We start from the raw sequence: 25,932 nt of genomic DNA, 5'->3' as shown, positions 1-25,932 counted from the left end.
TCACGCGACCTGCCGTTGCTTCCGATCAGGGCCTGCGTCATCGTCGAGGAAATGGCTGGTAAAGGCATGCGCGTCGTCGGCCAGTGACTGCAACGTCCGCTTGAGCATCGCGCCGGTCCGCTGCACCTCGTCGACCGAAGCGAGATTGCGATCGACCGACGATGCGATCTGCTGGCTCGCCTCGGTGAGCATCTGGCTGCGGTCCTCGACCGCCTCGATCCGTCCGTTGAGCTGTTCGATCGCCTGCGCCTGCGCACGCGACATCGCCGCCACCCGGCCCGCACCGTCGTCCATGCCGTTGATCAGCGCGCCCAGACTGCCCGTGCTCGCCACGACCGACCGGATCTGATCCTGGACCGCCTCGATCTTCGAGCGCACATCGCCCGCGCTCGCGCCCGTCCGCGTCGCCAGCGACTTGATCTCGGCCGCCACCACCGAAAAGCCCGCGCCCGCAGGGCCAGCACGCGCAGCCTCGATCGTCGCGTTGAGCGCGAGCAGGTTGGTCTGCTTGGTGATCGCGCTGATCACGTCGACGATCTGCTCGATGCTGCTGGCCTGTTCCTGCGACAGCGCGACGGTGTCGTTCGCACTGCGCGCATGGTCGCTGATCGACCTTGCGGCGAGGCTGGTCCCCGCCACCTCCCGGTCGATCTCCTCGAAGGTGTGCGCCAGCAGATGCGTCTCCTTGCCCGCCTCGAGCATCTCGGTCGCGAACAGCTGCGCGATCGCGTCGAGCTCCTGTGCAAGCCGGCGATTGCCCTCGATCGTATCGTGCAGGCTGATCGCATTCGCCTCGAGCAGCGCCATCGCCTCCTGCGCCTCGCGGATGATGCCGCCGACCTGGCGTTCGAACGCCTCGGCCAGCGCGGCCAGCGTGGCCTCGCGCTCGCGCCGCGCCTGCGCCTCGACCTCGGCGATCGCGCTGGCCTGGCGCGCCTTTTCCTCCTCGGCATGGAGGCGCAGCAGCTCGGCCTGATCCGCGAGGCGTTTCGCATCCTCGCGCTGCGTCTGGAACGTCGTCAGCGCGGTGACGACCAGCCCCAGCTCGTCATGCCGCTTGAGCGTCGACAGATCGATCGCGGCCTCATGCATCACCGCGTCCGTCGCCGCCGCAATATCGGTGATCGAGCCGATGATCGATCGCCCGATCACATAGGCCATCACCAGGCTGCCGCCCGTGCCGACGAGCAGGACGAGCAGCAGGATCGCGATCGTGACATGCGTGACCAGCAGCGCCCCCGATGCCGCCTGCCCGGCGCGGCCTATCCCCGCGGCGGTCACGCGCCGGATCCGCGCATCGATCTGCTGCGCATTGGCGCGAAACGGGTCGACCATCGCCGCGGTGCTGGCAAAGTCGACCTCGAGCATCGACGTCAGCACGTCGACGGTCGCGGTATATCGGTCCAGATCGGCGAGCACCGGGCCCAGCTGTGCGCGCTGCCCGGCGTGGCTGCGCCGGTAGCCGACCAGCGCCGTACGGACCCGGGCCAGATCGCGGTGGATCGCCGCCACCTGCCCGTCGACCGCGATCGTCGGCGTCGCCGCCTTCGTGACCAGCAGGTGATAGACGTTCGCGTTGGCGATATCGAACCGCTGCGTAATCGCGTTGAGCTGCTTGATATCGCGCATGTCGCGATTGACGATGTCGTCGACGCTGCGCCCGGTGATCAGCAGCGCCGCGGTGCTGGCCAGCGCCATCACCACGAACAGCACCAGCATGATGACCGGCGTCGCCGCGACCTTGACCGCGATCGGCCGGTCGGCGAGCGCCAGCCTGCGGTCGAGCCGGTCCGACAGCCGGAAGAACGCGTTAAAGCGCAAGTCGCACCCCTGCACGCACGCGACGATCCGCCGGGATCGGCGATACCGCGGCGCCGTCGGCCAGCGCCAGATTTTCGCCCGCGACATAGACTTCGAGCGCGGAGGTCAGCCGCAGCCCCGCCCGTGCATCGAGCGCCACCGCGTCGTCGACCCGGTAGAGCAGCAGCTGCGGCGTCGACGAGAAGGCGAATTGCCGCGTCGACGAGGTGTAGCGCGCGACCCCCGACAGCGACAGTCGCCCGATGTCATAGCCGAGCGCCAAATTGGCCTTGTGGACCGGCGTCGTCGACTTGGGCGACAGCGCATAGGGGATCGGCAGCGTCAGCGACGCCAGCTGCTCGTCGGTGTGCGTCCAGGTATAATTGGCGCGCCATGTGAGCGCACCGACCGCGCCCGACGCCGACACCTCGGTGCCATAGGTGGTATAGTCGCCGATCGCCGTGAACCGCGCGACGAGCGAGGGCAGCGGGGTCAGGAACAGCTCGGTCTGCAGGCCGTCGCCCGGCGACGCGATCGCATTGTCCGTCTTCGTCACGAACGCGTTCGCCTCGATCTGCGTCCCGCCGATCGTCCGCGCATAGCCGACCTCGCCGCTCCACACGCCGACCGGATCGATCCGCGGCGACCCTGCCACGAAGATCGGCACCGGCGCCGGGGTGATGATCGGCAGGCGGATCCCGTAATTCACCAGCGACGGCAGCTGGTAGCCGCGACCGCCATTGATCCGCAGCTGGCCGCGCGCATCGGTCTGGACGAGCAGCGCGACGTTGAAGCTGAACCGCGTGAAGGCCCAATCGAAGTCGCTCGCCACGTCATAGCTCGGCTGCGCGATCGCGCCCGCCTGGTGCAGCCAGAGCCGGTCGATCCGCGCCGCCGCGGTGATCGAAATCGCCTCGTCCGGATGCAGGTCGAGCATCGCATTGGCCGATCCGACGTCATAGGAAATCCGCTCGGCGAACTGATAGGCCGAGCGCAGCCGGTTGTTGCGATATTCGCCGCCGAGCCGCAGCGTATCGCTCTTGCCCAGCCGGACCAGCGTCGACGCCTGGGTGACGATGATCCGGTTCTTGAACCCGAGCGGCTCGGTCGCATCCGCCGTCGCGCCGACGCCATATTGCACATCGAGCCAGTTGACATAGCCGCCCAGCGTCACGCCGCCCCAGCCCGTGTCGCGCGTGGCCGAGGCATGGACGTTGTCGCTGCGATAGCGCTGGTTCGACAGCAGCTGGCTCGGCAGATACTCGGCCTGCCGATTGGTCGAATGGCCGCCGCCCAGCACCGTCTCCAGTCCGTCGAACGAACCGGTGATGTCGCCCGACACCTGGTCGCTCGCGACGTCGCTGACCATCGCCGGGCGCAGCAGCGACGTCGGGATGCGACGCTCGTCCTCGCGCGCGCGGACCCCGGCCAGCCGGATCCCGATCGCCGGGGTGACGGGCAGCGTCACCGACCCGGCAAGCCGGCTGATGTCGTGATTGCCGAGCTCGGCGGTCGCGGTGACGGTCGGCGTCTGGCCGACGCGCCGGGTGATGATGTTGACGACACCGCTGGCGGCGTTGAACCCGAACAGCGCGTTTGCCGGCCCGCGCACCAGCTCGATCTGCTGGATCTCCTCAAGCTGGACGCCCAGGAGATTCCAGTCGGTCATGCCATAATGATCGAGATAGACCTGGCGTCCGTCGACCAGCACGAGCAGCCGCGCATTATAGGTCTGCACGCCGCCGCGCACCGACACGTCGCTCTGCCCCGCGGTCCAGCTGTTCACGTCGATGCCGGCATGCGTCTTCAGCAGCCCGGGCACGTCGCGGGCGGGCGACCGGGCGATATCCTCGCGCGTGATGATGATCGCCGACGCGGGCAGTTCGGACGCGCGCTGTGGCTTGCCCGTGACGCTGGTCGTCACCGGCTCGCCGATCGTCTCCTGCAACGCCTGGTAATCGACGGCCTGCGCCCCTGCGACGGCCGGGCACAGCACTGCACCGGCCGTCAGCATGGCGCGCAATCCGGTGGCGAAAGTCGAAACGGTCATCGTTAAATTTCCTTGATCAGCATCAGGAATGCCGACCCGAATCTGATATTGGCAGCCCGCGCCGCGGCGCGACTGACGGTGATCTGGGTCTTGGGACCCGAGGTGATGCCGACCACGCACCGCGCGGTCTGCACGCAGGCGGGATCCGACGAGATCGTCAGGACGGACGATCTGGCGGCTGCGGCGGCGATGCCGGCATGCTCTGGGCGCAACCCCGTCGTGATGAAGGCGAGGCGGAATCCGGCCAGCGACCCGATCGCGCCGACCGGCACGCGGCGCGCGCGGATCGCACTGCGTCCGGCGGCCAGCCCCGATCCGATCGCCCGCTCGATCGCCGCCGCCTCGGCCTCCGATGCCGCATTGCCCGGCTCGAACACGATCGCCGCGGCGACCGTCCCCGCCGGACCGGGCTGAAGGAACGACACGACCCGCGCCGCGATCGGCACGTTCAGTTCCGCGGACAACGGCGTCGCGCTGCCCAGCGCGGCCACGCCGCACATCCATATCCAAGGTCTAAACACGCTGTCCCCCACTGAGGGGACAGCGAGTATCACCCGATATTGTCCAATTAGTTAATGGCTTAGAGACCGCGATACACAATCTGCGGCCCTATCCCGCAAGCCGTCGTGCACCCAATTAAGACGGTCGCGTAACAGAACGGTCCTCGGCGCGTCATCTGGCGCGGCCATAGCCCGCGGACGACGCCGGCCGGGCACCAACAGGGCAGGACAATCATGCGTATCTCGACGACGCTGCGGGCGACCGCGGCGGTTCTCCCCCTCGCCATGCTCGCCGGCCCCGCGACCGCGAAGGATGCCGCACCGCTACGGATCAACGACATCGCCGTCATCGGCACGCACAACAGCTACAAGCAGCCGATGCCCGCCGCGACGATGGCGAAGGTGCGCGCCGCCGATCCGGCGATGGCCGACGCGCTCGACTATGCGCATCGCAGCCTCGTCGACCAGCTCGACGCGGGCGCGCGCCAGCTCGAGATCGACGTGAACTATGATCCGCAGGGCGGGCATTATGCGCGCGGCTCGTCGGACCCGAAGCTGCAGCGGCCGGGCTTCAAGGTGCTGCACATCCCCGGCATCGACAACGCGTCGAGCTGCGTCCTGCTCACCGAATGCCTGACAATCGTCCGCGACTGGTCGGCCCGCCATCCGCGCCACGTCCCGATCCTGCTGATGTTCAACGCCAAGGACGAGCAGAACGCCGCGCGCGGCGGCATCGACGCGCTGCCGTTCGACGCGGCCGCCTATGACGCGCTCGATGCGGAGATCCGCTCGGTGCTCGCGCCGGCCAGGCTGATCGTGCCCGACGACGTGCAGGGCCGCTATCCGACGCTGCGTGACGCCGTCCTCGCCGACAACTGGCCGCTGCTCGAGGCGTCGCGCGGCAAATTCCTGTTCGCGCTCGACGAGCCCCCCGCCAAGGTCGCGGTCTATCGCGGCGCGCGGCGCTCGCTCGAAGGCCGCGTGTTCTTCATCAACACCGACGAGGCGTCGCCCGCCGCCGCCTATCTGACGCTCAACGACCCGGTCCGCGACGCCGAACGCATCCGCCGCGACGTGCGCGCGGGCTTCCTCGTCCGCACCCGCGCCGACGCCAACACGCGTGAGGCGCGCGCCAATGACGGCGTGCCCCGCGACACCGCGCTGGCGGGCGGCGCGCACTATGTCTCGACCGACTATCTCTGGCCCGATCCGCGCTTCGCCGGCGTCTACCGCGTCGCGCTCCCCGAGGGCCATGTCGCGCGCTGCAACCCCGTGCGTCGCGCCAAGCAATGCGGTGACCTCGAAGGATCCGCCAGGTGAAGCCGGTCCTCGTCGCCACGGTGCACACCGCCCCCGACTTCCGCCGCGACATCGACGCCGCACGCACGGAACTCTCGCACGCCGCGGGGGCTGTCCCCGATATGTCGCAGTGCCGGGTCGAGGCCGGCGCCAGCTAGCAGACGGACCAGCACGCGGATGATCGACGACCCCAAGGCCATGACCCTCACCATTGCCGGCCGCGCGATCCGCGACATTGCGAGCTTCTACGACGAGATCAACCGCGTCTTCATGGCGGACGAGGACTGGTCGCTCGGCCCCAGCCTCGATGCGCTCGATGACCTGTTCTACGGCAGCTACGGAGCGCTTGCGGGCAAGGCGCCGGTCATCCTCGTCTGGCAGGATATCGAGACGAGCCGCGCCGCGCTCGGCATCGACGCCACCAGAGCCCATCTCCGCGCCAAGCTCCAGAACACAGCCTTCGACGCCGCCCGCATCACCACCCAGCTCGACGCGCTCGAACAGGGCCGCGGCGAGACCTATTTCGACACCATCCTGACCATCATCGCCGACCACCCCAACATCCACCTCGTCCGCGCCTGACCCGGCGCAATCGGGTTATCGCGGCGTCACCGATGCGCGGATGCGGAACAGGTTGTCGGCGACCTCGTCCATCTGGAACGGCACCGCCAACCGGTATCCGTCGGCAGCGAGCGCCGCGGCGAGGCCCCCCAGCAGCATCTCCTGCCGCCGGTCGAGATCGGCCTGCCCGGTCACCGGGCGGATCGTCGCGCTCAGCGTGCAGCGATCGTCGCGGCAGGTGATCGTGACGTCGGACAGCAGCGGGTAGACGGTGCGAAGATGCGCGGCCGCGACGTTCGCGGCGACCGGTGCGACCGTGGTCGGCCTCGCCTCTGGTAATGGCGGGATCCTGGCGACGGGGATGGTCGGGGCCCGCACGACGGCGATCGCGGTCGCTGCGACGTCGCGCTCCCGCTGGCGCCAGCCGACGACGATCGCACCGAACAGCGCGACCATGATCGCCGCCGCGATCCAGCCGAACAACGGTGAAGGACGGACGGGGCGCAGTGGCATGCGGCCTCCAGTGCCGCCCCGCATCGCCATTGGCGGCGCGGGGCGGGGCTGGATCAACAGAGCGTCGAGCCCGACGGGCAGCCCGGCGAATTGCTGCCGGCATCGACATTCGCATTGAACCCCGGCGCGATGCCGCCGGCATTGGCGGCGGCCAGCATGCTGGCGAAGCGCGCTTCCTTGTTGTCGAAGTTCGCGCCCTTGAAGTCGTAGTTCGACACCGCGTTGCGGACCGCGACCGACGGATAGCCGTTCCAGCTCACCAGCGGCTGGATGAGCCACTGGCCGGTACCGTTCTCGGCCGGCTCGTCGCCGCCGTCGGTCTTGGAAAAGCGCCACAGGTGCGAAAAGCCCCAGGTCTCGTAATGGAAGACGAGCTTGACGTGTTCGCCACTCGCATCGCTGACGAAGCGGAGCTGGCCGCCGCTGGTCGGACGCGTATCCCAATCGCCGTGATCGCCGCGGGTGACACCGACGACCCGGCTGCTCGTGCCCTGGTCGGTGGTCCAGACGATGATCGATTCCCAGTCGAACGCATGCGAGAAGTCCGACTGCCAGAAATAGCTGTAGACCCGCCCGCAATAGCCGTTGTTGCAGCGGCTGCGCGCATAGACGTTGCTCTGCGTGCGGTAGTTCGCGGCGCGGCACGATGCCGGCGGGCGCGTCGCATAGGTCGAGGCGGCCGGGCTGATCGCGCCCGACGCGTCGACCGCGGGGACGTTGAAACAGACGTCGGTGTCGAAGTCGACCGCGGGCTGGAAGCGCTTGTCGAGCGCGGTGGCGCGTTCGGGCAGCGGCGCAACCGGCGACGGCCAGCCCTGTCCGAACGCGGGCGATGCCAGCAGCGCCGCGGCCAGGCCGACGGCGGACAACAATGTAGCTTGGCTTTTCATGCAAACTCCCGTGGCAGCTGTGTGGAGATACGCCGTACGCCCGCGTCCGCGGCGGGGAGCGCCGCGGACGCGAAGGTCAGAAGCTGGTGGTCACGCCGAAGGTGAAGATGCGGCCGCTGCGCGTGTAGACGAGCGTCCGGTCGGCGCTGAGATCGGCGAACTGCTCGATCGGCCGGTTGGTGACGTTGATGCCCTCGATCACGAAACGCAGATTCTCGACCGGGCTGTAGCGGATCTGGAAATCGACGTTGTTGGTCGGCCGGATGCCGTCGCCGACATTGGCGTTGCTGCCCGCGCCGGTGATGTAGCGGCTGCGATAGGCGGTCGAGACGCGCGCGCCGAACCGCTCGGTCTCGAAATACAGCGTCGCGTTGGCGGCCCATTTCGACAGGTTGAACAGCGGGATGGTCTGGGCGACGCCGTTGTAGATCGCCTTCTGGTCGCCATCGATCCAGGTGCCGTTGGCGACCACGCCGAAATGGTCGAACGGCGCGGGCAGGAAGGTGAAGTCGTGCTGGACCGCGGCCTCGACCCCGCGGATGCTGGCGCCGTCGCCATTGACGGGCCGCGTATAGTTGTACGGCGTGGTGCCGTCCTGCCCCGGCAGCAGCAGCGAGACCGGGAAGCCGGTGGCGCTGTAGGGCACCTGCGACGTCTCCGAGGTGATGAAGCTCGCCAGATCCTTCCAGAACACGCCGACCGACGCGAAGCCGTTGCGATCCATATAATATTCCAGCCCGCCTTCCACCGAGGTCGAGCGGAACGGCTGGAGGTTGGGGTTGCCGACCGACACCGTGCCGCCGAACGGCGCGACCGTCAGCGTGCCCGCGGCGGCAAGCTGCGGCAGGCCGGGACGGTTGACGTTGCGGCTCGCCGACGCGCGCGCGATCAGCTTGGGCGTGAGGTCGAGCGCGATGTTGAGCGCGGGCAGCCAGTCGTCGTTGCTGGTCTTGACCGTCACGGGCTGGAGCACCGTGACGCCGTTGGTCGCGGTCGCGAGCGACCCGCTCGAGACGAGCGCGGTATGGTAATAGCGCACGCCCGCATTGCCGCGCAGCCGCATCGAACCGAGTTCGGTATCGAGATCGAGCTGCGTGAAGCCCGCCCAGCTCGTCTCGCGGATACGGAAGTCGCTGCCCGCGGTCAGGTTCGCCGCGGTCAGGTTCCGGTTGTTGCCGAGCAGCGCGTAGATGCCCGCGACGTCGCCGCCGATATAGGGAATCAGGCTGTCGCGGTTGATCACGTATTTCAGCGCGTCGGGCACCGCGCGGTCGCTGGTCGCCTGCGTCCCGTAGAAGATGTTGGTGAGATACTGGTACCCGCTGTTGGTGAAGCGCTTATACTCGCCGCCGAGCTCGAGCTTCAGGATCGGCGACACCGTATAGACCGCCTGGAGCTGGCCGTTGCGATAGGCGTTGTCGATCGTGTTTTCCTGCGTCACCAGCCGCTGGACGTTCCAGTTCGCCGGCTTGGTCAGGTCGAAGCCATAGGTGTTGACCGGGATCGTCGGCTGCATGTCGAAACTGAACGCGGTGTTGCGCGCCTGCAGGAAGATCTTGTCGAACGTCGGCTGCGCGAACGCCGACTTCTGATAGCCGGCGAGCGCGGTCAGCGTCAGGCGATCGCCGACCTTCCATTCGGCATTGGCCACCGCCTGATAGAAGTCGGTCTGGTTCTCGACCCGGTGATGTTCGGTCCGCTGGTCGATCCCGGTATAGCTGGCGGCGACGAGCGAATTGCCTTGGATCGTCGCGGAGCGGATGACCTGCGTCCCGCTGACATTGCCGGTCAGCGCGTTATAGCCGCCCGCCGCGATCGCCCAGTCGTCACGCTTGTCGGCGAGGTGTCCGTAGAGCAGGTCGACATCGAGCTTGAACCGATCGCCCGGATGATATTGCAGCGCGCTGGTGACGCCGATCCGCTCGCGGTCGGTGTACCAGGTCGAGGGCGATTGCGCCTGCGGTGCGAAGATCGTGCCGCCGCGCAGCAGCGCGCGTGTCGCCGCATCGATCTCGGGCCCGATATTGTTCGCGCCGTAGGTGACCTTGCCCCAGTTCCAGTTGCGATAGCCATATTCGTTGTTGCGGATCTTCGAATAGGCGACCGAGACGAGCGCACCGAAATCGCCCTGGCGCTGCGAGAACAGCCCGACGAGCCGCGGGGTGATGCCGCTGGTCTGGTCGTTGGTCTGGCCCTTGGCCGACAGCACGATCTTCTGCCCGTCATAGTCGAACGGCTTGGCCGTGAAGAGCTGGACCGTCCCGGCGATGCCGCCCTCGTCCTGATTGGCGGCATAGCTCTTCTGCACGCTGACGCGGTTGAACAGCTCGGACGCGAACAGGCTGAAGTCGAAGCCGCGGCTGCGGCTGACGTTGCCGCGATTGTCCATCCCCGACGCGGTGTTGCCGAGCACTTCCATGCCGTTCAGCTGGGTGCGCGTGAAATCGGGGCCGAGCCCGCGCAGCGCGATCTGGCGGCCTTCGCCGGTGTCGCGGGTGATCGCGACGCCGGGGACGCGTTGCAGCGCTTCGGCGAGATTGAGGTCGGGAAAGGCGGCGATGTCCGACGCGACGATATTGTCCTCGGTCCCGACCGCGCGGCGCTTGAGCTCCTGCGCGGCGAGCAGGCTGCGGCGATAGCCGTTGACGACGATGTCGTCGGCGACCGCGACCGGCTCAGCCGCCAGCGTCGACACGCCCCCCGCGACGCCCCCCGCGACCGCCGGCGTGGCTACGGGCGCGGGTGCGCTGACGGTGCGCAGGCCTGGGCGCGGCGGCGCGCGCCGCAGGACCAGCACGCCGTTGCTCTCGACCGGATGCAGGCCCGTGCCGCGCAGCAGCACGGCGAGGGCCGCCGGCGCGGTCAGCCGCCCGCTCACCCCCCCGGTCCGCTGTCCCTGGATCAGCGCGGGCGCCGCGATCACCTGCATCCCCGTCGCGCTCGAATAGGCCGACAGCGCCGCGGCGAGGTCGCCTGCGGGAATGGCGAACGCGCGTGCCCCCGCCGACTGCGTGCCCGCCGGCCGGGCGTGTGCCGCCGCTGGCATTGTGAGCGCACACACCGCCAGAGCGAGTGCCGACGTTCCGTAAAACCGCGTCATGATAATCCCCCGTCATGGCGCCCCCACGCGCCATTCGGGAGGAAGACGGCGCAGCCCGACGGATCCGGACAGTGTTTTTTTCAGCGTGCGGTTTCGAGCGCGAGACCCCCATCCCGCTCGACCACCGCGAACCCGAACCCGCCGCCGATCGCCGCCAGGAGCTGGCGCGGATGATCGGTCCGGAAACGGCCGAACACCGTCGTCGAGGCGAGCGGCTCGGCAGGGCGCGCGATCCGGACGCCGCCCTGCCGGTCGAGGATCTCGACCAGATCGTCGAGCCGCATGCCCGCGGTGTCGATCCAGCCCTGACGCCAGTCGGGCAGCCCCGGATCGAAGCGCTCGGGTACCGCGGTCACGCCGCCGCGGATGCTGCTGCGATAGCCCGCGCGGACCACGACGCCGCGCCCCGCGCCTGCTGACGCCGGGTTAAGCGGGTCGAACCCGACCGCGCCGCGATAGACCGCCAGCGCGACCTGCCGCCGCGTCAGATCCAGGTCGAACGCGGTGCCGAGCACGCGCGTCCGGCTGGCCCCCGCACGCACGACGAAGGGGCGCGCGGCATCGTGGCGCACGTCGAAGAACGCCTGGCCCGCCAGCAGCCGGGCACTGCGCCCGGCGGTCGTGTAGACGACCTGCAGTCGCGTCGCGCCGTTCAGCCGGACGGTGCTACCGTCCGCCAGCGTCGCGGTCGCGCGCTCGCCGGCCCGCGTCGCGAACAGCTGCGGCGACGGTGCCACCGCGGCGGGCGGCGGGGCCATGCGGAGGCCGAGGGCGAGCAATACGGCGACGAGCGGCGCGGTCGTGGCCGCGACGACGACGGACCGCCGCCGCCGCCTGAGCGCGCGGACCTGCTCGTCCGACAGCCGGCCGCAGTGCAAAGCGGCGGTCCGCAGCGCATCGGTCAGCGCGGCATCGGTCACGGCCGCGCCCCCGCCCCCGCCCCTGCTGCCCCCACCCCTGCTGCTGCTGCCGGCGGTCACGCCCCCGCCTCCATCGTGAACCCCCGCCGCGCCAGCGCGGTGCGAAGGTCGGCAAAGGCCCGGACGACGTGTTTCTCGACCGCGGCGGTGCTCATGTCGAGCCGATCGGCGATCGCCGCGGTGGTGAGGCCGTCCAGCCGTCGGCGCAGGAATATCTCGCGGCGCAGCGGCGGCATGCGTTCGAGCGCGCCCGCCATCAGCGCGACCGCGCGGCGGAACGCCACCACCCGATCCGCCGCCGGCAGCGGACAGACCATCGCCTCGTCCAGTTCGACATGCGCGCCGCGCCGGGCGACGCGGTGATGATCGCGCAGCAGATTGCGCGCGATCGCGAAGCAGAGCGCCTTCACATCCTCGACCCGCGCGCTTGCCTGATAGGTGAACAGCCGCAGATAGGTTTCCTGCACGACGTCGTCGCCGTCGGCGTGATGCCCCAGCCGCCCGTGCACGAACGCACGCAGCGCGCGTGACAGCGCCGCGTCCGGGCATTGCATCGCCAGCGCCGGCGTCACCGGCCGGTGCTCCCCGACGCCCCTGAAAACCCCCGCGTCCCTGTTCACCACGCCCCCCGCTTGCGATTCGGGGCGTCTTATTCGTCCATCGTGAAGCCGGGATGACACCGCGCAGCCGCGCGGGTCTTGGCAGGCGCGACCATGCGGCGAGATCGATCGCAGGGGTAGATCGTTACCAAGTTATACTCGATCACCGTATTGCGACTATCGCGCGTCGCATCCATGCTGATAGTGGCGGCCCTACCAGACGGCGTCGGAAAGCTCCTGAATTGACTGTTGCAGGGCGGCATATCGCCATCATCGCGCCGCCGACCGCCGGGCACCTCAATCCTCTGGTCGCGCTGGGCACATCGCTCGTCGCCGCGGGACACCGGGTCACGCTGGTGCATATGGCCGACGTCGCGGCGATGCTGCCTCGCGGCGATGTCGCGTTTGCGCCGCTTGACCATCCCGCCGATCGCCAAGGTTTGCTGGCCGAACATTATCGCAAGCTCGCCCAGCCATCGGGGCCGGTCGGGCTGCCGCGCATGATCCGCAGCACCGCGGCGATGACCGAGCTCCTGCTCGCGGCGCTGCCGGCCACCCTCACGCGGCTGGGCGTCGATGCGGTCGTGGCGGATTCGGTCGAGCCGGCGGGGGCGCTGGTGGCACGCCATCTCGGCCTGCCGTTCGTGACCGCGATCACCGGACTGCCGCTGCTCCGCGAACCGATGATCCCCCCGCCCTTTCTCGGCTGGGCATACCGGGCCGACGCGCTCGGGCGGAATCGCAACAATGGCGGCTATGCGGTCAGCGACCTGCTGATGCGCCCGGTGACCCGCATCGTGACGACCTATGCACAGCTTTGGGGGCTCGATCCCGACCCGCAGCAGCAATGGTCCGACCGCCTGCAGATCGCGCAATGCCCGGCAGGACTCGACTTTCCGCGCACCGCCCTGCCACCGAGCTTCCGGTACGGCGCGCCGTGGCGCCTCGACGAACCCGTGGACGACATCCCCGAAAGCGACGGCCGACCGCTGATATATTGCTCGCTCGGGTCGCTGCAGGGCGCGCGCCGGTCGCTGTTCGCGGCGATGACCGCCGCCTGTGCCGCGGTCGGTGCGCGCGCGGTGGTCGCGCATGGCGGCGGCCTGAGCGACGGCGACGCGGCCTCGCTGCCCGGCGACCCGCTGGTCCGCGCCTTCTGGTCGCAGACGCGCATCCTGCCGCACTGTTCGGCAGCCATCCTCCACGGCGGCTTCAACACCGTGCTCGACGCGCTCGCGGCGGGCGTGCCGATCGTCACCGTCCCCTTGGCGTTCGAACAACCGGCGACCGCGGCGCGGCTGAAGCGGATCGGCGCGGCGCGCATCGTATCCGCCGCCGACGCCGCCAGAGGCGGGCTCGAACCCGCGCTGCGCCATGTCCTGACCGATCCGGGCTATCGCCGCGCGGCCGGCCTGCTCGCGGCGGAGATGGCGATGGCGGGGGGCGCTGCCGACGCGGCCGCGCGCGTCGAGGCGGCGCTGCGCGACGACGCGATCCTTATGCCGGCAGGCCTGGACCTGGCTGAGGACAGGGCTGCCTGCGCTGCGTGAGGCGCTGTGCCGCGACGATCGCGGGCGGCGCGAGCAACAGCCCCATGAGCACGTCGACCCCATAGTGACCGCCGAACACCGGCGTCGCGACGATCGTCAGGATCGCCCAAGCGCGGCCCGGTCCGGCAAGGCGCGGCATCGCACCGAAGGCCCAGATGAAGATCGCGGCGAGCGTTGCATGGAAGCTGGGAAAGCTGACGATCCCCATCAGCATGGTGAGATCGAGCACGCGCAGCGATCCGTCTCGCAGCCCGGAGATCAGCCCCTGTTCGAGCCACGCGATCGACGGCCAGAGATGCACGTAGCGCGCCGGGTCGAACAGATTTCCCATCGCGGGCGTCAGACCCGAAATGAGGATCGTGACGAACCCCGACAGGATCGCGGCGCACACCATCGTCCGCAGCGTGTCGAATTTCTCCATCCCGCTCAGCGCGACGATGACGACGATCATCTGCACCGTCAGGCTGTGATAGGCGAGGCCCAGCAGCCAGATCAGCGGCGGACACTGGTCGAGCAGTGCGAGCACGACCGGCCAGTCGAAGCCGACCGCACGATCCGCCGCCGCCAGCCGGGCATCCCACAAGGTGCCGGACTTCGCAGCCAGCGCATAGGCGAGGACCACGCCGAACAGCGTGAACAGCGTCATCTGCAGAAACGCCCTCGCCCCCGCGGCAAGACGCGGTCGCGCGCTATACCGGCCGATCGCCAGCGCGCCGCCCAGCGCGAGCAGCGACAGGATCGCTGGCAGCGCCCGCAGCGGATCGACCGTGAAGCGGTCATCCTGCTGCGCGACGAGGAAACTGAGGATCATGGCTGCGACCAGCAACCAGGACGGGGTGTCGCGGTGGTCGGCACGGAAGTTCGAAGCGGGCATCGGGGTCGAACGCAGCGTCCCGCCCTGCGGTGCCGCGATCGATCGCATCCGTATGATTTACCTGTGTATGCCACCGCCGGCCCGCGGCCGCCGACGCGGTGCCGCGCGTGCTTTTATGGCGGCGCGCCCTCGCATCGTCCGCCCCGAACGGTTATATATACGCCATGTTGAATGCACTGCTTCTGGTCAGCGCCGATTTGCCCGATCGCGCGTCGTGACCTGGGTCGAGAAACTGGCGATCGTCGTCGGCATGGTCCTGTTCATGGAGTGCTTCGCCTGGGCGACGCACCGCTATGTGATGCACGGCTGGGGCTGGGGCTGGCACAAGTCGCATCACGAGGAGCATGAGGGCTGGTTCGAGAAGAACGACCTCTATGCGATCGTCTTCGCGATCGTCCCGATCGTGCTGTTCGTGGTCGGGCTCTGGTACCCGGCGCTGTGGTGGGCGGCACTCGGCATCACCGTCTATGGCGGCATCTACGCCTTCGTCCATGACATGCTCGTGCATCAGCGCGGCGGCTTTCGCTGGGTCCCCAAACAGGGCTATTTCAAGCGGCTGCTCCAGGCGCATCGCCTGCATCACGCGGTCGAGGGCAAGGACGGCACCGTCAGTCACGGCTTCCTGTTCGCGCGCAAGCCCGCGGTGCTGAAGGCGCAGCTGCGTGCCAATGCCGATGCGCAGCGTCGCGCCGCCCGTCCCGCGCGGACCCCGAACACCAGTCCGGCAGACCAGCGCGGGTGAGCATCACCGCCGCCCACCCGTCGGACGCGATGAAGCGCCAGATGCGGATCGGCGTGTCGCTGTCCGCCGCGATCATGGTCGCGTGGCTCGCTATCCACATCACCGGCATCTTCTTCTGGCAGTGGAGCCTCGCGACGCTGCCGGTCGCGGTCCTGATGGTCCTCGTGCAGACCTGGCTCTCCACCGGGCTGTTCATCGTCGCGCATGATTCGATGCATGGGGCCCTCGCGCCCGAGCATCCAAGGCTGAACCGGGCGATCGGCGCGACCTGTCTCTCGCTTTATGCCTGCCTGTCCTATGCGTCCCTGCTCCCGCAGCATCATCTCCACCACAAACAGACCGGACGCGCCGGGGATCCCGATTTCCATGGCGGCGACCCGCGGCTGACCCGCTGGTTCCTGCAGTTCTTCAAGACCTATTATTCGCACGGCCAGATCATCCGCATCACATTGGTGGCGCTGGTCTATACGTTGCTGCTCGGCGCGCCGCTCGGCAACATCGTGATCTTCTGGGCGCTGCCCGCGCTCGGTGCCGTCGCACAGCTGTTCGTCTTCGGCACCTGGCTGCCGCACCGCGAGCGCGACCTGCCCTTCGCGGATACCCACCGCGCGCACAGCCTCGACATCGGACCCGCGCTGTCGCTGATGACCTGCTTCCACTTCGGCGGCTATCATCACGAACATCATCTCTCGCCGGGCACGCCGTGGTGGGGGCTGCCCGCGCGGCGGCGTGCGCTTGCGGTTCGCGCCGCCGACCGCCGCGGTGTAGAGGACCCCGCATGACGCTTGCCATCATCTTCTCCGCCATTGCGATGACCGTCATCGTCGGGGTCCGCTATCTGCTCGTGTCGGGCGCGTTCGCCTGGATCACGACGCGCAAGCATCCGGGGCTGTATCTCGGGCTCGATCCGCAGGTCCGGCGCGAGATCGTCTGGAGCCTCGCCTCCGCCGCGCTCTACGGCATTCCCGCCGGCGTCGTCGCCTGGGGCTGGCAGCATCGCGGCTGGACCCAGGTCTATGCCGATGTCCACGCCTATCCGCTCTGGTATCTTCCGGTCTCGGTGTTCGCCTATCTGCTCCTCCACGATGCCTGGTTCTACTGGACGCATCGCTGGATGCATCGCCCCGCCCCGTTCAAGCTCGCGCACGCGCTCCATCATGCCAGCCGTCCGCCGACGGCATGGGCCGCCATGGCGTTTCACCCGATCGAGGCGCTGAGCGGCGCCATCGTCATTCCGCTGCTCGTCTTTTTCGTGCCGATCCACATCTACGGGCTGGGGGTCGTGCTGACGATCATGACGGTGATGGGCGTGACCAACCACATGGGGTGGGAGATCTTCCCGCGCTTCATGTGGAGCGGCCCCTTGGGCGGATGGCTGATCACCGCCAGCCATCATCAGCGCCATCACGAACTCTATGGCTGCAATTACGGCCTGTATTTCCGCCACTGGGACCGGCTGTGCCACACCGATCGCGGCGTCGGCGATTTCACCCGCGAACACGCCCGCGCCGCCCGGCGGGCCGATGCGGCCTGACCGGCCGGCTGCGCGATAGGCGTCGCCAGCGGCGCTCGGCTCACAGTCCCCGAACGCAAAAAGGGCATCCGGGTCGCCCCGGATGCCCTTTTCTGCACGTCGCTCGGGGTCGCAGGCAGCTTGGCCCGCGCCCCTGAGCGCTGTGGCTCAGATACCGTTCGACAGATTAGTATCCGCGTCGTTGGTGCGCATGTCTTCAGCCTGGTTCTGGCCGGTCGCACGCACCGCGTCAGCCTTGTTCTCGAGGCTTTCTTCTGCTGCTTCGTTGCCCGTGAGGTCGGCAGCGTCCTCGAGGTTGTCAGCGACCGCCTCGGTGTTCGACTCGATGTTGTCGGCTGCCTGCTCGCGCGGGCTGGTGTTGCAAGCTGCGAGCGAGAACAGGCCGGCAGCGACGGCGACAGCGAAAATCTTCTTCATGATCAACCCTCTTAGTGGTGCCACACGCATACACGACAACAGCCGATATTCAACGCCGATCCGTTAGGTGGGATATCGAAGCGCCGCGGTGATCGAAGACGCCCGACGTGAAAGTCGCGCCTGGCCTAGCGCGCAAGCGGCCCGTTACCCAGCGTCGGCACGCTACAATGGGGGGCACATCACCGATACGCTGTGGTGACGAAAATGGCGGAGACGGAGGGATTCGAACCCTCGGTACCAGTAAACCCGGTACGGCGGTTTAGCAAACCGCTGGTTTCAGCCACTCACCCACGTCTCCGGCTGCAGCAGATGCGGGGCTATAGCGAGGGTCTGCGGCGGGGGCAACCGTCGTTACGCGGGTACCGGACGCGAATTCGACTCTTCCCGCCGTTTCATTCATTGCGGGGTCAGGCGGGGGTTTGTTAACTCACGCGCACTCGGCATTGGGGAAGATAGCATCATGCGCAGTTTCTGGCTTGGCCTCGGCGCCTTCGCAGCGTCGATCGCGAGCAGCGCGCCCGCACAGGTCCGCACGATCGATCCCAACCAGGCGATCGACGGGGATCTCGCGCCCCAGACCAGCACCACCCCATCGCGGGGGCAGCAGGTCCCCGACCAGCGCTATCCGGAGCCCGCGCCGGTCGAGCCGGTCCAGCCCGCCGCGCCGCCCCCGCCCGCGCCTGGCCCCGGTGCGACGACACGCGCGGAGGCGACGATGAGCGCCGCCGACACCTATGAGCGCGACGATCTGCTCGCCGCGGGCGAAGGCGTGTTCGGAAAGGGCGCGGCCGGGCTCGGCGGCATCCTCGAGAACATCCTGAAGGACCAGGGCCAGCCCAACGCCTATATCGCCGGCCGCGAGGCGTCGGGCGCGTTCATCCTCGGCGTGCGCTACGGCTCGGGGCTGATGAACCACAAGGTCGAGGGCGAGAAGCCGGTCTACTGGACCGGGCCGTCGGTCGGCTTCGACGTCGGCGGCGACGCGAACAAGGTCTTCGTGCTGGTCTACAACCTCTACGACACCGAGGAGCTCTACAAGCGCTTCCCCGCGGTCGAGGGCCGGCTCTACCTCGTCGGCGGATTCGCCGCGACCTATCTGCGGCGCGGCAACGTCGTGCTGATCCCGATCCGGCTCGGCGTCGGCTGGCGCGCGGGCGTGAACGTCGGGTACATGAACATCACCCACAAGAGCCGCTGGTTGCCGTTTTAAGGCGCAGCGCGGCGAGCGGCAACGCCCGCTCGACTCGCGCAAGCCCGGCCGGCGGCGCGTAGCGCCGTCCGACGCCGCGGGCTTTGCCCGCGGCGAGGCGCCACCCCCGCCCACACCCCTCATCCCCACAACCCTGGACTCCCGCCTTCGCGGGAGAACAGCGTGTGCGGCGGGCCGCCGGGCACCCACGGCGACACCAGCCCCCGGTAGCGCCCACCCCCACAATCGCCTAACGCCACGCGAATGGCCAAACCCGACCGCCTCGCCCGTCTCGACGCCCAGCGCGAGGACCTCGAAACCGAGTATCGCGCAACGCTGATCGCCGCGCTGGAGAAAACCGCGAACGGCGCGCTCGGGCTGTTCGACCGCAGCAGCGACCGCCGCGTCCGCACCGCGATCGCCCCGACGATCGCCGCGCTGCGTGAAATGGGCACCGAGATCGACGCGATGCGCGACCGGCTGATGCTCGACCCGTTCGCGCTCCACCGCGACTTCTTCGCCGCGCGCGGGCCGGTCAGCGCGAGCGCACCCGGCGAACAGAAGGAAGCGCGGCTCTGGCTCGACCGACTCGCGGAGGAGGATCCGGCGAACTGACCCCCCAACCGTCATCCTGACGAACGTCAGGACCCAGGGTCACGAACGCCGTCGCTGCTGGGCTCTGGATCCTGACTTTCGTCAGGATGACGGGAGAAGGGAAACGGACGGCGCCCCTTAGCCCGCGAACCGCCACCCAGCATCAGTCCCCGCCAGGAACGGCACGACCGACGTATCCCCCTCCCCGACCCGCTCGGGCACGATCACGCTCTCGCGCACCAGCGTCACCGTGCCCTCGTTCAGCGGCAGCCGGTAGAAGCGCGCGCCGTGCTCCGACGCGAACCCCTCGAACCGGTCGATCGCGCCCTCCGCGTCGAACACGCCGAGATACGCCTCGAGCGCGAACGGCGCGTTGAAGATCCCCGCACAGCCGCAGCCCGATTCCTTCGCCCCCACGACATGCGGTGCGCTGTCGGTGCCGAGAAAGAAGCGCGGGGATCCCGACACCGCGGCCTTCCGCACCGCGAGCCGGTGGGTCTCGCGCTTGAGCACGGGCAGGCAATAGGCGTGCGGCCGAAGCCCGCCGTCGAACAGCGCGTTGCGGTTGATCAGCAGATGCTGCGGGGTGATCGTCGCGGCGATCGGATGATCCGCCTCGGTCACGAACGCCGCGGCCTCGGCGGTGGTGATGTGCTCGAGCACGATCTTCAGCCCCGGATAGTCGCGCGTCAGCGGCGCGAGCGTCCGCTCGACGAACACCGCCTCACGGTCGAAGATGTCGATGCTCTTGTCCGTCACCTCGCCGTGGATCAGCAGCGGCATGCCGATCCGCTGCAGCGTCTCGAGCACGCCGGTCAGCGCGCGGATATCGGTGACGCCGTGCGCCGAATTGGTCGTCGCATGCGCAGGGTAGAGCTTGCACGCGGTGAACACGCCCTCGGCATGGCCGCGCTCGATCTCCGCCGGATCGGTGCCGTCGGTCAGATAGCAGGTCATCAGCGGCGTGAAATCGGCACCGCCGACCGCGGCGAGGATCCGCTCGCGATAGGCGCGCGCGGCGGCGATCGTCGTCACCGGCGGGGTGAGGTTGGGCATGATGATCGCGCGCGCGAACTGCCGCGCGCTGTGCGGCGCGACCGCGTCCAGCATCGCGCCGTCGCGCAGGTGGAGATGCCAGTCGTCGGGGCGGCGGATCGTGATGCTGTCGGTCATGCGCCCTCCTACCGACGCGCGGCTGACGACGCCAGACGGTTGCGCGCCTTGGAAATCGCCGGGCACGCACTAGGTGAAAGGGATGACCCAGCCCGACAGCGCAACCCGGCCCGACACGGCCACCTGCCTCGCCGACCGCGCGGTGCTGCGCATCGCGGGCGAGGACGTCCGCGGCTTCCTGCAGGGGCTGGTGACCGCCGACACCGCGTTGCTCGCGCCCGGCGCGCCCGCCTGGGCCGCTTTGCTGTCGCCGCAGGGCAAGGTGCTGTTCGACTTCATCCTCTGGGCGGACGGCGCCGATGTGCTGGTCGATGTCGAAGCCACGCAGGCCGAGGCGCTGGCGAAGCGACTGACGCTCTACCGCCTGCGCCGCGCGATCACGATCGCGCCCGATCCGCTCCATGTCCACTGGTCGCCGACGGGGACTGAGGGCAGCCCCGATCCGCGGCTTCCCGCGCTCGGCCACCGCTGGCTCGCCCCCGCGGACGCAGCGGCAGGCGATGCGTCACCCGCCTGGCACGCACACCGGCTGTCGCTCGGCGTGACCGAAGGCGTTGCCGAGCTCGGCAATGGCGAGACGCTCTGGCTCGAATGCAATGCGCGCGAGCTGAACGGCGTCAGCTTCACCAAGGGCTGCTATGTCGGCCAGGAGAATACTGCGCGGATGCACCACCGTTCGAAGGTCAACCGCCGCCTGGTCGTCGCGCCCTTCACCGAACCGAGCAGCCGCACCCGCGTCACCTATCCCGACCTCGCCCTGATGATCGACCACCGCCGCACCGACGCCCTCGGCGACGCGCTCATCCCCACCTGGCTCGCCCCCGCCCTCGAGGCCGACGATCCCCCCACGTCGTAAACGCCGCCGCCAGGCGCAGTGATTAGCATCTCACGCGAAGGCGCGAAGGCGCAAAGATTGCACGTCAGCCGGCTGACCGCCCCGACCACGATCAGCGAAGCCGCGCCCCGCCGCCCGGCGGCACACAAGAAGGCAGCCCCAAGATCTTCGCGCCTTTGCGCCTTCGCGTGAACACTTCCAACGCACGCCCATGCGCGACCGCGCCGAAGCATCCCGTGCGGCACGCCAAATCCTGCCCAGACCTCCGTGATGCACCCCCGCGGCCCACCCCAAAAGGCTCCGCGCCTCCGCGCCTCCGCGCGAACCAAACTTCTTCCCGCCCCAAAGAACAGCAGACAAAAGAAAAAGGAGGCCGGCTCGCGCCGACCTCCCCGATCTTTTCCCGCATCCGATCCCGAAGGACCGGAGGGCGGAAGTCTTACTGGCCCGAACCCGGACCGTAGGTGACTTCCACGCGACGGTTCTGCACTTCGCGCACGCCATCGGCGGTGTCGACGCGCGGACGGCTCTCACCGAACGCTTCGGTCGAGATCACGCCATCCGGGATCGCATGCGACGACAGATAGGCGCGGACGCCGTCTGCACGACGCTGCGAGAGACCGACGTTGTACGACGCCGAACCCGACTTATCGGCGTGGCCTGCCAGCATGACCTGTGCGTTGCCGCACGACTGGTACTGCGTGACGGCGTTGTCGAGGATCGACGCAGCCTCAGGCGTGATGTCCGACTTGTCCCACTCGAAGAACACGATGAACGGACCAGGCGAGCAAACGACCTCGACCGGCGCCGGCGGCGGCGGGGGAGCCATGGGCTCGGGTGCCGGCGGCGGGGGAGGAGGTGCCATCGGCTCGGCAGGTGTGCCGAAGTTGTACGTCACACCACCAAGGATGCTGTGCGAACGGTAACGACCGTCGAACAAGCGGTTGGTGTTGTCGACCAGCTTGACGTTCTCGGCGTTGAAGAAACGATACTTCAGCGTCGCGTCGATGTGGTCGGTCAGCGGTGCACGGATACCGGCGAGGCCCTGATAGGCGAACACGGTGTCCGAATCGTTCAGGAACGAACCGTTGTTGTTGAGGGCGTAGTTCGCCTTGACGCGAGCAACACCGACACCACCGCCGACAAAGCCCTGGATGCCGTCATCCGGACCGAAGTCCAGAAGGCCGTTCAGCATGAAGCTGAGTGCCGACGAAGAACCGCCAGCATAGTCATAGTTGCCAGCCGGTGCGTTGACGAGTGCGCCTGCGCCCGTGAAGTACGGCGTGGTCGTGGTCGACGAATAGCCGTCCACAGTAGCCTTGCGGTAACCGACTTCGGTTTCGAGGCGGAAGCCACCGAAATCGTAGCCCATGACTGCGTCGACGTCATAACCATAGTCATGGTCGACCGAACCGGCATTGTTCAGAGCACCGATGTCGTAATCGATGTCTTCAACGATCATCGCACCGCCTTCGATGCCAACGTACCACGACTTGTCGCGGGCGAGGGCAGGAGTGGCGAGTGCGGTGGAGGCGAGTGCCAGAACGACGGCAAGCTTCCGCATATAAATCCCCTTTCATGAGTGTCACACGGACATCGCAAACTCCCTATCCTTCGGCTTGTTTCCACGCAAGCGCACAAAAGTTCGAGGTGTTGCTGGAACGCCACAGTTTTTAGAGTGTTTAGGCGGCGATCAATCCGTGGCTCCTCAATAGCACCAGAACGGCGGAAAGTGTAGCCCGGGCGGACGTATCGACCACGGCTCCACCGACCGGATCGGCAATTGCCGCGCCTTGCGCGCCGACCACCTTGTTACCGCCGATCACGACCCGCCCGCCGGTGATATCGGCGGCTGTCCAGCCCGCCCCGTCATGCCGGATCAGCGTCGCCAGATCCTCGCGCCACACCGTCATGCCGGCACGCGGTGCGGCGAACCGCCAGCCCCCCGGCGTCCAGCCCGCCAGCGCCTGCGCGTGGGGGCCCCAGTCCCCGGTCGGCGCGGCCCCGACGATCCAGCACGCGCCGGGCGCGGGCGCGGCCGGCGGCACGTTCAGCCCGACCGTCACCACGCTCGGCTGCAGCAGCAGGTCGATCAGCGCGAGCGCCTCGTTATGCCCCATCTCCTTCTGCGCCTGCCCCGGCTGCAGCAGCGGCAACCCCGTCCGCACGCTCGTCTCGTCCGTCATCGCCACTCTCCCCCTCGTCACACCATCAGTATCGCGGGCAGCGACACGCCGAAGTCGCCGCGCTGGCGCACCTCGACCCGCACCGCCCCCGCCGCGCGTTCCGCCGCGGACAGCGTCACGACCGGCGTCGTCGTCTCGACGAGGCGCGTCACCCCCGCGCCCGTCAGGACCGTCACCGCATAGGCTTCGCCACCCTCGCCCAGCGGCACGTCGCCGCCATCGATCCAGCGCCACCCCGCCCGGCTCCGCCGCGTCCAGCGCAGCGTCGCGCCGCCATCCGCCGCGATCGTCGCGCGCAAGCCGACCGGCGACGGCGGCAGCACCGACGCGCCTGCCAGCACCAGCCGGGTCTCGACCGGCACCGCATCGCCCACCCCCGACGCCATCACCCGCACCGTCCCGCCGATCGCCGCGACCGGCAGGTCGATCGTCCGCACCGAATCCGCGCTGATCAGCACGAAGCCGTCGCCCGGCGCCTGCGTGCCGATCGCCGCCTCGGTCCCGCGCCGCCCGCGCAGCAGCTGCGTCAGCCGCCACCGCCCGCCGGATCGCCGCCCCGCAGCGCATAGCCGGTCGGCACCGCGACCCCGCACCCGCCCGCCCTAAGCGCCAGCGCGACCAGCCCGACGCAATCCAGCCCCGTCGCCGCCACCCGGCCATGCACCCGGAACCGGCTCCCCACCGCCGCCAGCGCAGCCGCCTCGACGGCCCCCGCCACCTCGACGCCGCTCATGCCCCGGGATACCGCGTCAGCAGGTCGATCCCCGGCAGATAGGGCTCGCCGCGAAAATTCACCGCATTGCCGAACCGCGTCGCACAGGTCGCCAGACTCCTGTCGCACCCCTCGCTCAGCTCGACGAGCACGCCCGGCACCACCGCCAGCACCGGCGCCCGCGCCAGCGTCACGCGGGTGGCCCCCGCCGGCCCGGCGTCGGACGCCGCGACCGCGCTCTCCAGCCCGCTGTTCGCCCCCCCGAACCACCGCAGCAGCCCGCCCGCATAGACATCGCCCGCTCCCGTCGCCGCCAGGTCGAGCGTCACCACCGCCCCCTCGCACGCGGTCACCCGCGCGAACCGCCGCCGCGCCGCCATCGCCACGCGGCACCGCCGGTCGCCCAGCGTCGCGCGACATTCGGGCGACGTCTCCTCGACCACCGGCCGGTCGAACGCCGCGCTCGCGCCGCGCAGCTCGGCGGTGAACCCGTCCTCGCCCAGCTCGACCGCGCCGATCACCCCCTCGCCCAGCGTCAGCGGATCGCGCGGATCGGTCCAGTCGACCGCGAACACGCGCACCCGCGCGCCGTCCCACCGCCCGCTCAGCAGATCGCGCTCGCCGATCGCCGCCGAACTCAGCGCGCCCGCGACATCCATCGTATCCGCCTCCGCCCCCGGCTCGAGCACCCCCGACCGCGCGATCGCCGACGGCGTCATCCCCGGCGCCGCGCGGTGGACCAGCCCGTCGACCAGCAGATCCCGGTCATGCCCCGTCAACCCCACCGCCACCCCATCCCGCCGCGCCACCCGCCAGCACAACGCCACCGTCGTCACCCCAACATCCGTCATCGAAATTCTCCAAAACCCCTCTCCCCCCGGGGGAGAGGGAGGGGCCCGCGCGAAGCGTGGGAGGGTGAGGGCACGTGAGGCTCAGGCCCGACGCCCAAGCCCCCCCGTTCGCCCTGAGCGAAGTCGAAGGGCAGGCCCCGCACACCAGTGCTTCGACTACGCTCAGCACGAACGGCGTGAAGCCTACCCCTCCCGCACCTCCACCAGAGGCACCGACGCCGCCACCCCCGCCATGAACGTCGCCCGCGCGACACTCAGCCGGTCCTCGGCAAACCGCACCGGCACGTCGAACGCGAACCCCGCGCTCACCACCGCACCCGCCGCGGGCGCCGCGTCGAGCACCACCCACCCCCCGGCGACCACCGAGAAGCCCGACGTCGCGACGCCATCGACCGCGACCGACATCCACCTCGCGCGGCACCGCATAGCCGCCCGCATCACCCGAGACCCCGGTAAACGCCTTCATCTCGATCGTCGCGCCACTCCGCACGAACCCCGCAAACGCCCCCGAAGGCGCCGCCCCCTCCAGCATCGGCCGATCCATCACCGTCATGTCCATCTCCCTGCCAAGAAACAAAAAAAGGCGCCCCGAAGGACGCCCGAAACTCAAAACCCCTCTCCCCTAGGGGGAGACCCGACGCCCTCCACGACCAGCTTCACCGCCCGCTGCGCCACCGCATTCCCCAGATACGCCTCGCGCACCTGCGCCTCATACCCCCGCGCCCCCGCGACACCGCCCGCCCCCGCCCAGCCAAGACTCCCCGCCCCCGACAAAGCCGGCCGCGCGCCCTCCCGCCCGGACTTCCACCCGAACAACCCCATAAAACCCTCCCGAAAACCGTAACAAAAACCCTCTCCCCCCGGGGGAGAGGGAGGGACCCACGCAAAGCGTGGGAGGGTGAGGGCAAGCGAGGCTCGAACCCCCACCCCCACCCCACCCGTCATCCTGACGAAAGTCAGGACCCAGAGCCAAAAGCGTCACCCCCGCGACCCTGGATCCTGACTTTCGTCAGGATGACGGAGAAGGGGGGACCAAAACCCCT

27 protein-coding genes, 1 tRNA gene and 1 pseudogene are annotated in these 25,932 nt (G+C 69.0%); 10 read left to right on the top strand and 19 right to left on the bottom strand.

Annotated features, from left to right (window positions below; translation table 11 throughout):
* Genes IFT87_RS07795 through IFT87_RS07785 form a run of 3 tightly spaced genes read right to left on the bottom strand, consistent with a single transcriptional unit; the run spans position 1 to position 4,341 of the window.
* A complete protein-coding gene (locus tag IFT87_RS07795) occupies positions 1-1,821 on the bottom strand; it encodes a methyl-accepting chemotaxis protein (protein ID WP_192008024.1) in 1,821 nt (606 codons plus the stop codon).
* Positions 1,811-3,850 (bottom strand): TonB-dependent receptor plug domain-containing protein, encoded by a 2,040-nt coding sequence (locus tag IFT87_RS07790; RefSeq protein WP_192008022.1) that lies wholly within the window; start codon positions 3,848-3,850, stop codon positions 1,811-1,813. Before IFT87_RS07790 ends, IFT87_RS07795 begins: the two co-directional genes overlap by 11 nt.
* A gap of 2 nt (positions 3,851-3,852) precedes the next feature.
* A complete protein-coding gene (locus IFT87_RS07785; RefSeq protein ID WP_157840588.1) occupies positions 3,853-4,341 on the bottom strand; it encodes a YfiR/HmsC family protein in 489 nt (162 codons plus the stop codon).
* Positions 4,342-4,584: 243 nt separating this feature from the next.
* On the opposite strand from IFT87_RS07785, the gene IFT87_RS07780 reads away from it, so the two are divergent.
* From IFT87_RS07780 to IFT87_RS07770, 3 genes are read left to right on the top strand one after another with little or no spacing between them, the layout of a single operon-like run.
* The gene (locus IFT87_RS07780; RefSeq protein WP_037532924.1) at positions 4,585-5,670 is read left to right on the top strand and encodes a Ca2+-dependent phosphoinositide-specific phospholipase C; all 1,086 of its coding nucleotides are present in this window, start codon (positions 4,585-4,587) and stop codon (positions 5,668-5,670) included.
* On the top strand, positions 5,667-5,807 hold the full coding sequence (locus tag IFT87_RS07775) for a hypothetical protein (RefSeq protein WP_157840589.1): 141 nt from the start codon (positions 5,667-5,669) through the stop codon (positions 5,805-5,807). Before IFT87_RS07780 ends, IFT87_RS07775 begins: the two co-directional genes overlap by 4 nt.
* Before the next feature lie 40 nt (positions 5,808-5,847).
* A complete protein-coding gene (locus IFT87_RS07770) occupies positions 5,848-6,231 on the top strand; it encodes a barstar family protein (RefSeq protein WP_128082359.1) in 384 nt (127 codons plus the stop codon).
* A 15-nt stretch (positions 6,232-6,246) separates the two neighbouring features.
* On the opposite strand, the gene IFT87_RS07765 is transcribed toward IFT87_RS07770, so the two are convergent.
* From IFT87_RS07765 to IFT87_RS07745, 5 genes are all read right to left on the bottom strand, one after another.
* Complete coding sequence (locus tag IFT87_RS07765) at positions 6,247-6,723, bottom strand: hypothetical protein (protein ID WP_192008020.1); 477 nt, start codon at positions 6,721-6,723, stop codon at positions 6,247-6,249.
* A 53-nt stretch (positions 6,724-6,776) separates the two neighbouring features.
* On the bottom strand, positions 6,777-7,613 hold the full coding sequence (locus IFT87_RS07760) for an NPP1 family protein (protein WP_192008019.1): 837 nt from the start codon (positions 7,611-7,613) through the stop codon (positions 6,777-6,779).
* A 76-nt stretch (positions 7,614-7,689) separates the two neighbouring features.
* Entirely contained in the window at positions 7,690-10,713 is a 3,024-nt protein-coding gene (locus IFT87_RS07755; protein ID WP_192008018.1) for a TonB-dependent receptor, read from the bottom strand.
* 80 nt (positions 10,714-10,793) lie between these two features.
* Positions 10,794-11,633, bottom strand: a complete 840-nt coding sequence (locus IFT87_RS07750) for a FecR domain-containing protein (RefSeq protein ID WP_192008017.1) — start codon at positions 11,631-11,633, stop codon at positions 10,794-10,796.
* Positions 11,634-11,689: 56 nt separating this feature from the next.
* Positions 11,690-12,205 carry an RNA polymerase sigma factor gene (locus tag IFT87_RS07745; protein ID WP_107930566.1) on the bottom strand — a complete coding sequence of 172 codons (516 nt, stop codon included), beginning with the start codon at positions 12,203-12,205 and terminating at the stop codon, positions 11,690-11,692.
* Positions 12,206-12,474: 269 nt separating this feature from the next.
* On the opposite strand from IFT87_RS07745, the gene IFT87_RS07740 reads away from it, so the two are divergent.
* Positions 12,475-13,782 (top strand): glycosyltransferase, encoded by a 1,308-nt coding sequence (locus IFT87_RS07740; protein WP_249403237.1) that lies wholly within the window; start codon positions 12,475-12,477, stop codon positions 13,780-13,782.
* Here IFT87_RS07740 and IFT87_RS07735 read toward each other — a convergent pair.
* On the bottom strand, positions 13,730-14,704 hold the full coding sequence (locus IFT87_RS07735) for a phosphatase PAP2 family protein (protein WP_037532516.1): 975 nt from the start codon (positions 14,702-14,704) through the stop codon (positions 13,730-13,732). The genes IFT87_RS07740 and IFT87_RS07735 overlap by 53 nt on opposite strands.
* A gap of 166 nt (positions 14,705-14,870) precedes the next feature.
* On the opposite strand from IFT87_RS07735, the gene IFT87_RS07730 reads away from it, so the two are divergent.
* Genes IFT87_RS07730 through IFT87_RS07720 form a run of 3 tightly spaced genes read left to right on the top strand, consistent with a single transcriptional unit; the run spans position 14,871 to position 16,932 of the window.
* Positions 14,871-15,398, top strand: a complete 528-nt coding sequence (locus IFT87_RS07730; RefSeq protein WP_037532513.1) for a sterol desaturase family protein — start codon at positions 14,871-14,873, stop codon at positions 15,396-15,398.
* Positions 15,395-16,180 carry a fatty acid desaturase gene (locus IFT87_RS07725; RefSeq protein WP_306286543.1) on the top strand — a complete coding sequence of 262 codons (786 nt, stop codon included), beginning with the start codon at positions 15,395-15,397 and terminating at the stop codon, positions 16,178-16,180. Before IFT87_RS07730 ends, IFT87_RS07725 begins: the two co-directional genes overlap by 4 nt.
* Positions 16,177-16,932, top strand: a complete 756-nt coding sequence (locus IFT87_RS07720) for a sterol desaturase family protein (protein ID WP_192008015.1) — start codon at positions 16,177-16,179, stop codon at positions 16,930-16,932. Before IFT87_RS07725 ends, IFT87_RS07720 begins: the two co-directional genes overlap by 4 nt.
* Before the next feature lie 147 nt (positions 16,933-17,079).
* Here IFT87_RS07720 and IFT87_RS07715 read toward each other — a convergent pair whose 3' ends face one another.
* A complete protein-coding gene (locus tag IFT87_RS07715; RefSeq protein ID WP_031393429.1) occupies positions 17,080-17,349 on the bottom strand; it encodes a hypothetical protein in 270 nt (89 codons plus the stop codon).
* A gap of 205 nt (positions 17,350-17,554) precedes the next feature.
* A tRNA-Ser gene (locus IFT87_RS07710) sits at positions 17,555-17,647 on the bottom strand.
* A gap of 162 nt (positions 17,648-17,809) precedes the next feature.
* Here IFT87_RS07710 and IFT87_RS07705 point away from each other — a divergent pair.
* Positions 17,810-18,559, top strand: coding sequence for a DUF1134 domain-containing protein (locus IFT87_RS07705; protein WP_056407073.1), 750 nt, complete (start codon positions 17,810-17,812; stop codon positions 18,557-18,559).
* A gap of 243 nt (positions 18,560-18,802) precedes the next feature.
* The gene (locus IFT87_RS07700) at positions 18,803-19,153 is read left to right on the top strand and encodes a hypothetical protein (protein ID WP_037532403.1); all 351 of its coding nucleotides are present in this window, start codon (positions 18,803-18,805) and stop codon (positions 19,151-19,153) included.
* 117 nt (positions 19,154-19,270) lie between these two features.
* Here the strand turns inward: IFT87_RS07700 and pyrC are convergent, their stop codons facing one another.
* Positions 19,271-20,305 carry a dihydroorotase gene (gene pyrC, locus IFT87_RS07695; RefSeq protein ID WP_192008013.1) on the bottom strand — a complete coding sequence of 345 codons (1,035 nt, stop codon included), beginning with the start codon at positions 20,303-20,305 and terminating at the stop codon, positions 19,271-19,273.
* Positions 20,306-20,387: 82 nt separating this feature from the next.
* Between pyrC and ygfZ the strand changes: the two genes are divergently transcribed.
* Positions 20,388-21,161 (top strand): CAF17-like 4Fe-4S cluster assembly/insertion protein YgfZ, encoded by a 774-nt coding sequence (gene ygfZ, locus IFT87_RS07690; RefSeq protein WP_037532399.1) that lies wholly within the window; start codon positions 20,388-20,390, stop codon positions 21,159-21,161.
* A 418-nt stretch (positions 21,162-21,579) separates the two neighbouring features.
* On the opposite strand, the gene IFT87_RS07685 is transcribed toward ygfZ, so the two are convergent.
* The 7 genes and pseudogenes from IFT87_RS07685 to IFT87_RS07655 all read right to left on the bottom strand — a co-directional run bounded on the left by IFT87_RS07685 (position 21,580) and on the right by IFT87_RS07655 (position 25,711).
* Positions 21,580-22,704: an OmpA family protein gene (locus IFT87_RS07685; RefSeq protein WP_192008011.1), complete on the bottom strand. Its 1,125-nt coding sequence runs from the start codon at positions 22,702-22,704 to the stop codon at positions 21,580-21,582.
* A 118-nt stretch (positions 22,705-22,822) separates the two neighbouring features.
* Positions 22,823-23,326 (bottom strand): DUF2793 domain-containing protein, encoded by a 504-nt coding sequence (locus IFT87_RS07680; protein WP_192008009.1) that lies wholly within the window; start codon positions 23,324-23,326, stop codon positions 22,823-22,825.
* A 17-nt stretch (positions 23,327-23,343) separates the two neighbouring features.
* Positions 23,344-23,919: a GTA baseplate fiber-binding domain-containing protein gene (locus IFT87_RS07675; RefSeq protein WP_192008008.1), complete on the bottom strand. Its 576-nt coding sequence runs from the start codon at positions 23,917-23,919 to the stop codon at positions 23,344-23,346.
* Positions 23,853-24,059 carry a hypothetical protein gene (locus IFT87_RS07670; protein WP_192008007.1) on the bottom strand — a complete coding sequence of 69 codons (207 nt, stop codon included), beginning with the start codon at positions 24,057-24,059 and terminating at the stop codon, positions 23,853-23,855. The genes IFT87_RS07675 and IFT87_RS07670 overlap by 67 nt, the downstream gene beginning before the upstream one ends.
* Entirely contained in the window at positions 24,056-24,889 is an 834-nt protein-coding gene (locus tag IFT87_RS07665) for a DUF2163 domain-containing protein (protein WP_192008006.1), read from the bottom strand. The genes IFT87_RS07670 and IFT87_RS07665 overlap by 4 nt, the downstream gene beginning before the upstream one ends.
* Positions 24,890-25,072: 183 nt before the next feature.
* A pseudogene (locus tag IFT87_RS07660) lies at positions 25,073-25,288 on the bottom strand (DUF2460 domain-containing protein); the annotation flags it as partial.
* 207 nt (positions 25,289-25,495) lie between these two features.
* Complete coding sequence (locus IFT87_RS07655) at positions 25,496-25,711, bottom strand: hypothetical protein (RefSeq protein WP_192008005.1); 216 nt, start codon at positions 25,709-25,711, stop codon at positions 25,496-25,498.
* Between the last annotated feature and the right edge of the window lie 221 nt (positions 25,712-25,932).

It is taken from the genome of Sphingomonas sp. CFBP 8765 (assembly GCF_014841445.1).
In the GTDB taxonomy this organism is placed as follows: domain Bacteria; phylum Pseudomonadota; class Alphaproteobacteria; order Sphingomonadales; family Sphingomonadaceae; genus Sphingomonas; species Sphingomonas aerolata.
Note: the sequence above shows the minus strand (reverse complement) of the source record. Positions and strands in the feature narration are given on the sequence as shown.

Bases quoted from the DNA above. Each gene is read 5' to 3' on its own strand.
- IFT87_RS07790 (WP_192008022.1), bottom strand. From the start codon at position 3,850: ATGACCGTTTCGACTTTCGCCACCGGATTGCGCGCCATGCTGACGGCC.
- IFT87_RS07760 (WP_192008019.1), bottom strand. From the start codon at position 7,613: ATGAAAAGCCAAGCTACATTGTTGTCCGCCGTCGGCCTGGCCGCGGCG.
- IFT87_RS07735 (WP_037532516.1), bottom strand. From the start codon at position 14,704: ATGCGATCGATCGCGGCACCGCAGGGCGGGACGCTGCGTTCGACCCCG.
- IFT87_RS07715 (WP_031393429.1), bottom strand. From the start codon at position 17,349: ATGAAGAAGATTTTCGCTGTCGCCGTCGCTGCCGGCCTGTTCTCGCTC.
- IFT87_RS07755 (WP_192008018.1), bottom strand. From the start codon at position 10,713: ATGACGCGGTTTTACGGAACGTCGGCACTCGCTCTGGCGGTGTGTGCG.
- IFT87_RS07780 (WP_037532924.1), top strand. From the start codon at position 4,585: ATGCGTATCTCGACGACGCTGCGGGCGACCGCGGCGGTTCTCCCCCTC.
- ygfZ (WP_037532399.1), top strand. From the start codon at position 20,388: ATGACCCAGCCCGACAGCGCAACCCGGCCCGACACGGCCACCTGCCTC.
- IFT87_RS07670 (WP_192008007.1), bottom strand. From the start codon at position 24,059: ATGAGCGGCGTCGAGGTGGCGGGGGCCGTCGAGGCGGCTGCGCTGGCG.
- IFT87_RS07685 (WP_192008011.1), bottom strand. From the start codon at position 22,704: ATGCGGAAGCTTGCCGTCGTTCTGGCACTCGCCTCCACCGCACTCGCC.
- IFT87_RS07665 (WP_192008006.1), bottom strand. From the start codon at position 24,889: ATGACGGATGTTGGGGTGACGACGGTGGCGTTGTGCTGGCGGGTGGCG.
- pyrC (WP_192008013.1), bottom strand. From the start codon at position 20,305: ATGACCGACAGCATCACGATCCGCCGCCCCGACGACTGGCATCTCCAC.
- IFT87_RS07765 (WP_192008020.1), bottom strand. From the start codon at position 6,723: ATGCCACTGCGCCCCGTCCGTCCTTCACCGTTGTTCGGCTGGATCGCG.
- IFT87_RS07655 (WP_192008005.1), bottom strand. From the start codon at position 25,711: ATGGGGTTGTTCGGGTGGAAGTCCGGGCGGGAGGGCGCGCGGCCGGCT.
- IFT87_RS07720 (WP_192008015.1), top strand. From the start codon at position 16,177: ATGACGCTTGCCATCATCTTCTCCGCCATTGCGATGACCGTCATCGTC.
- IFT87_RS07680 (WP_192008009.1), bottom strand. From the start codon at position 23,326: ATGACGGACGAGACGAGCGTGCGGACGGGGTTGCCGCTGCTGCAGCCG.
- IFT87_RS07770 (WP_128082359.1), top strand. From the start codon at position 5,848: ATGACCCTCACCATTGCCGGCCGCGCGATCCGCGACATTGCGAGCTTC.
- IFT87_RS07705 (WP_056407073.1), top strand. From the start codon at position 17,810: ATGCGCAGTTTCTGGCTTGGCCTCGGCGCCTTCGCAGCGTCGATCGCG.
- IFT87_RS07700 (WP_037532403.1), top strand. From the start codon at position 18,803: ATGGCCAAACCCGACCGCCTCGCCCGTCTCGACGCCCAGCGCGAGGAC.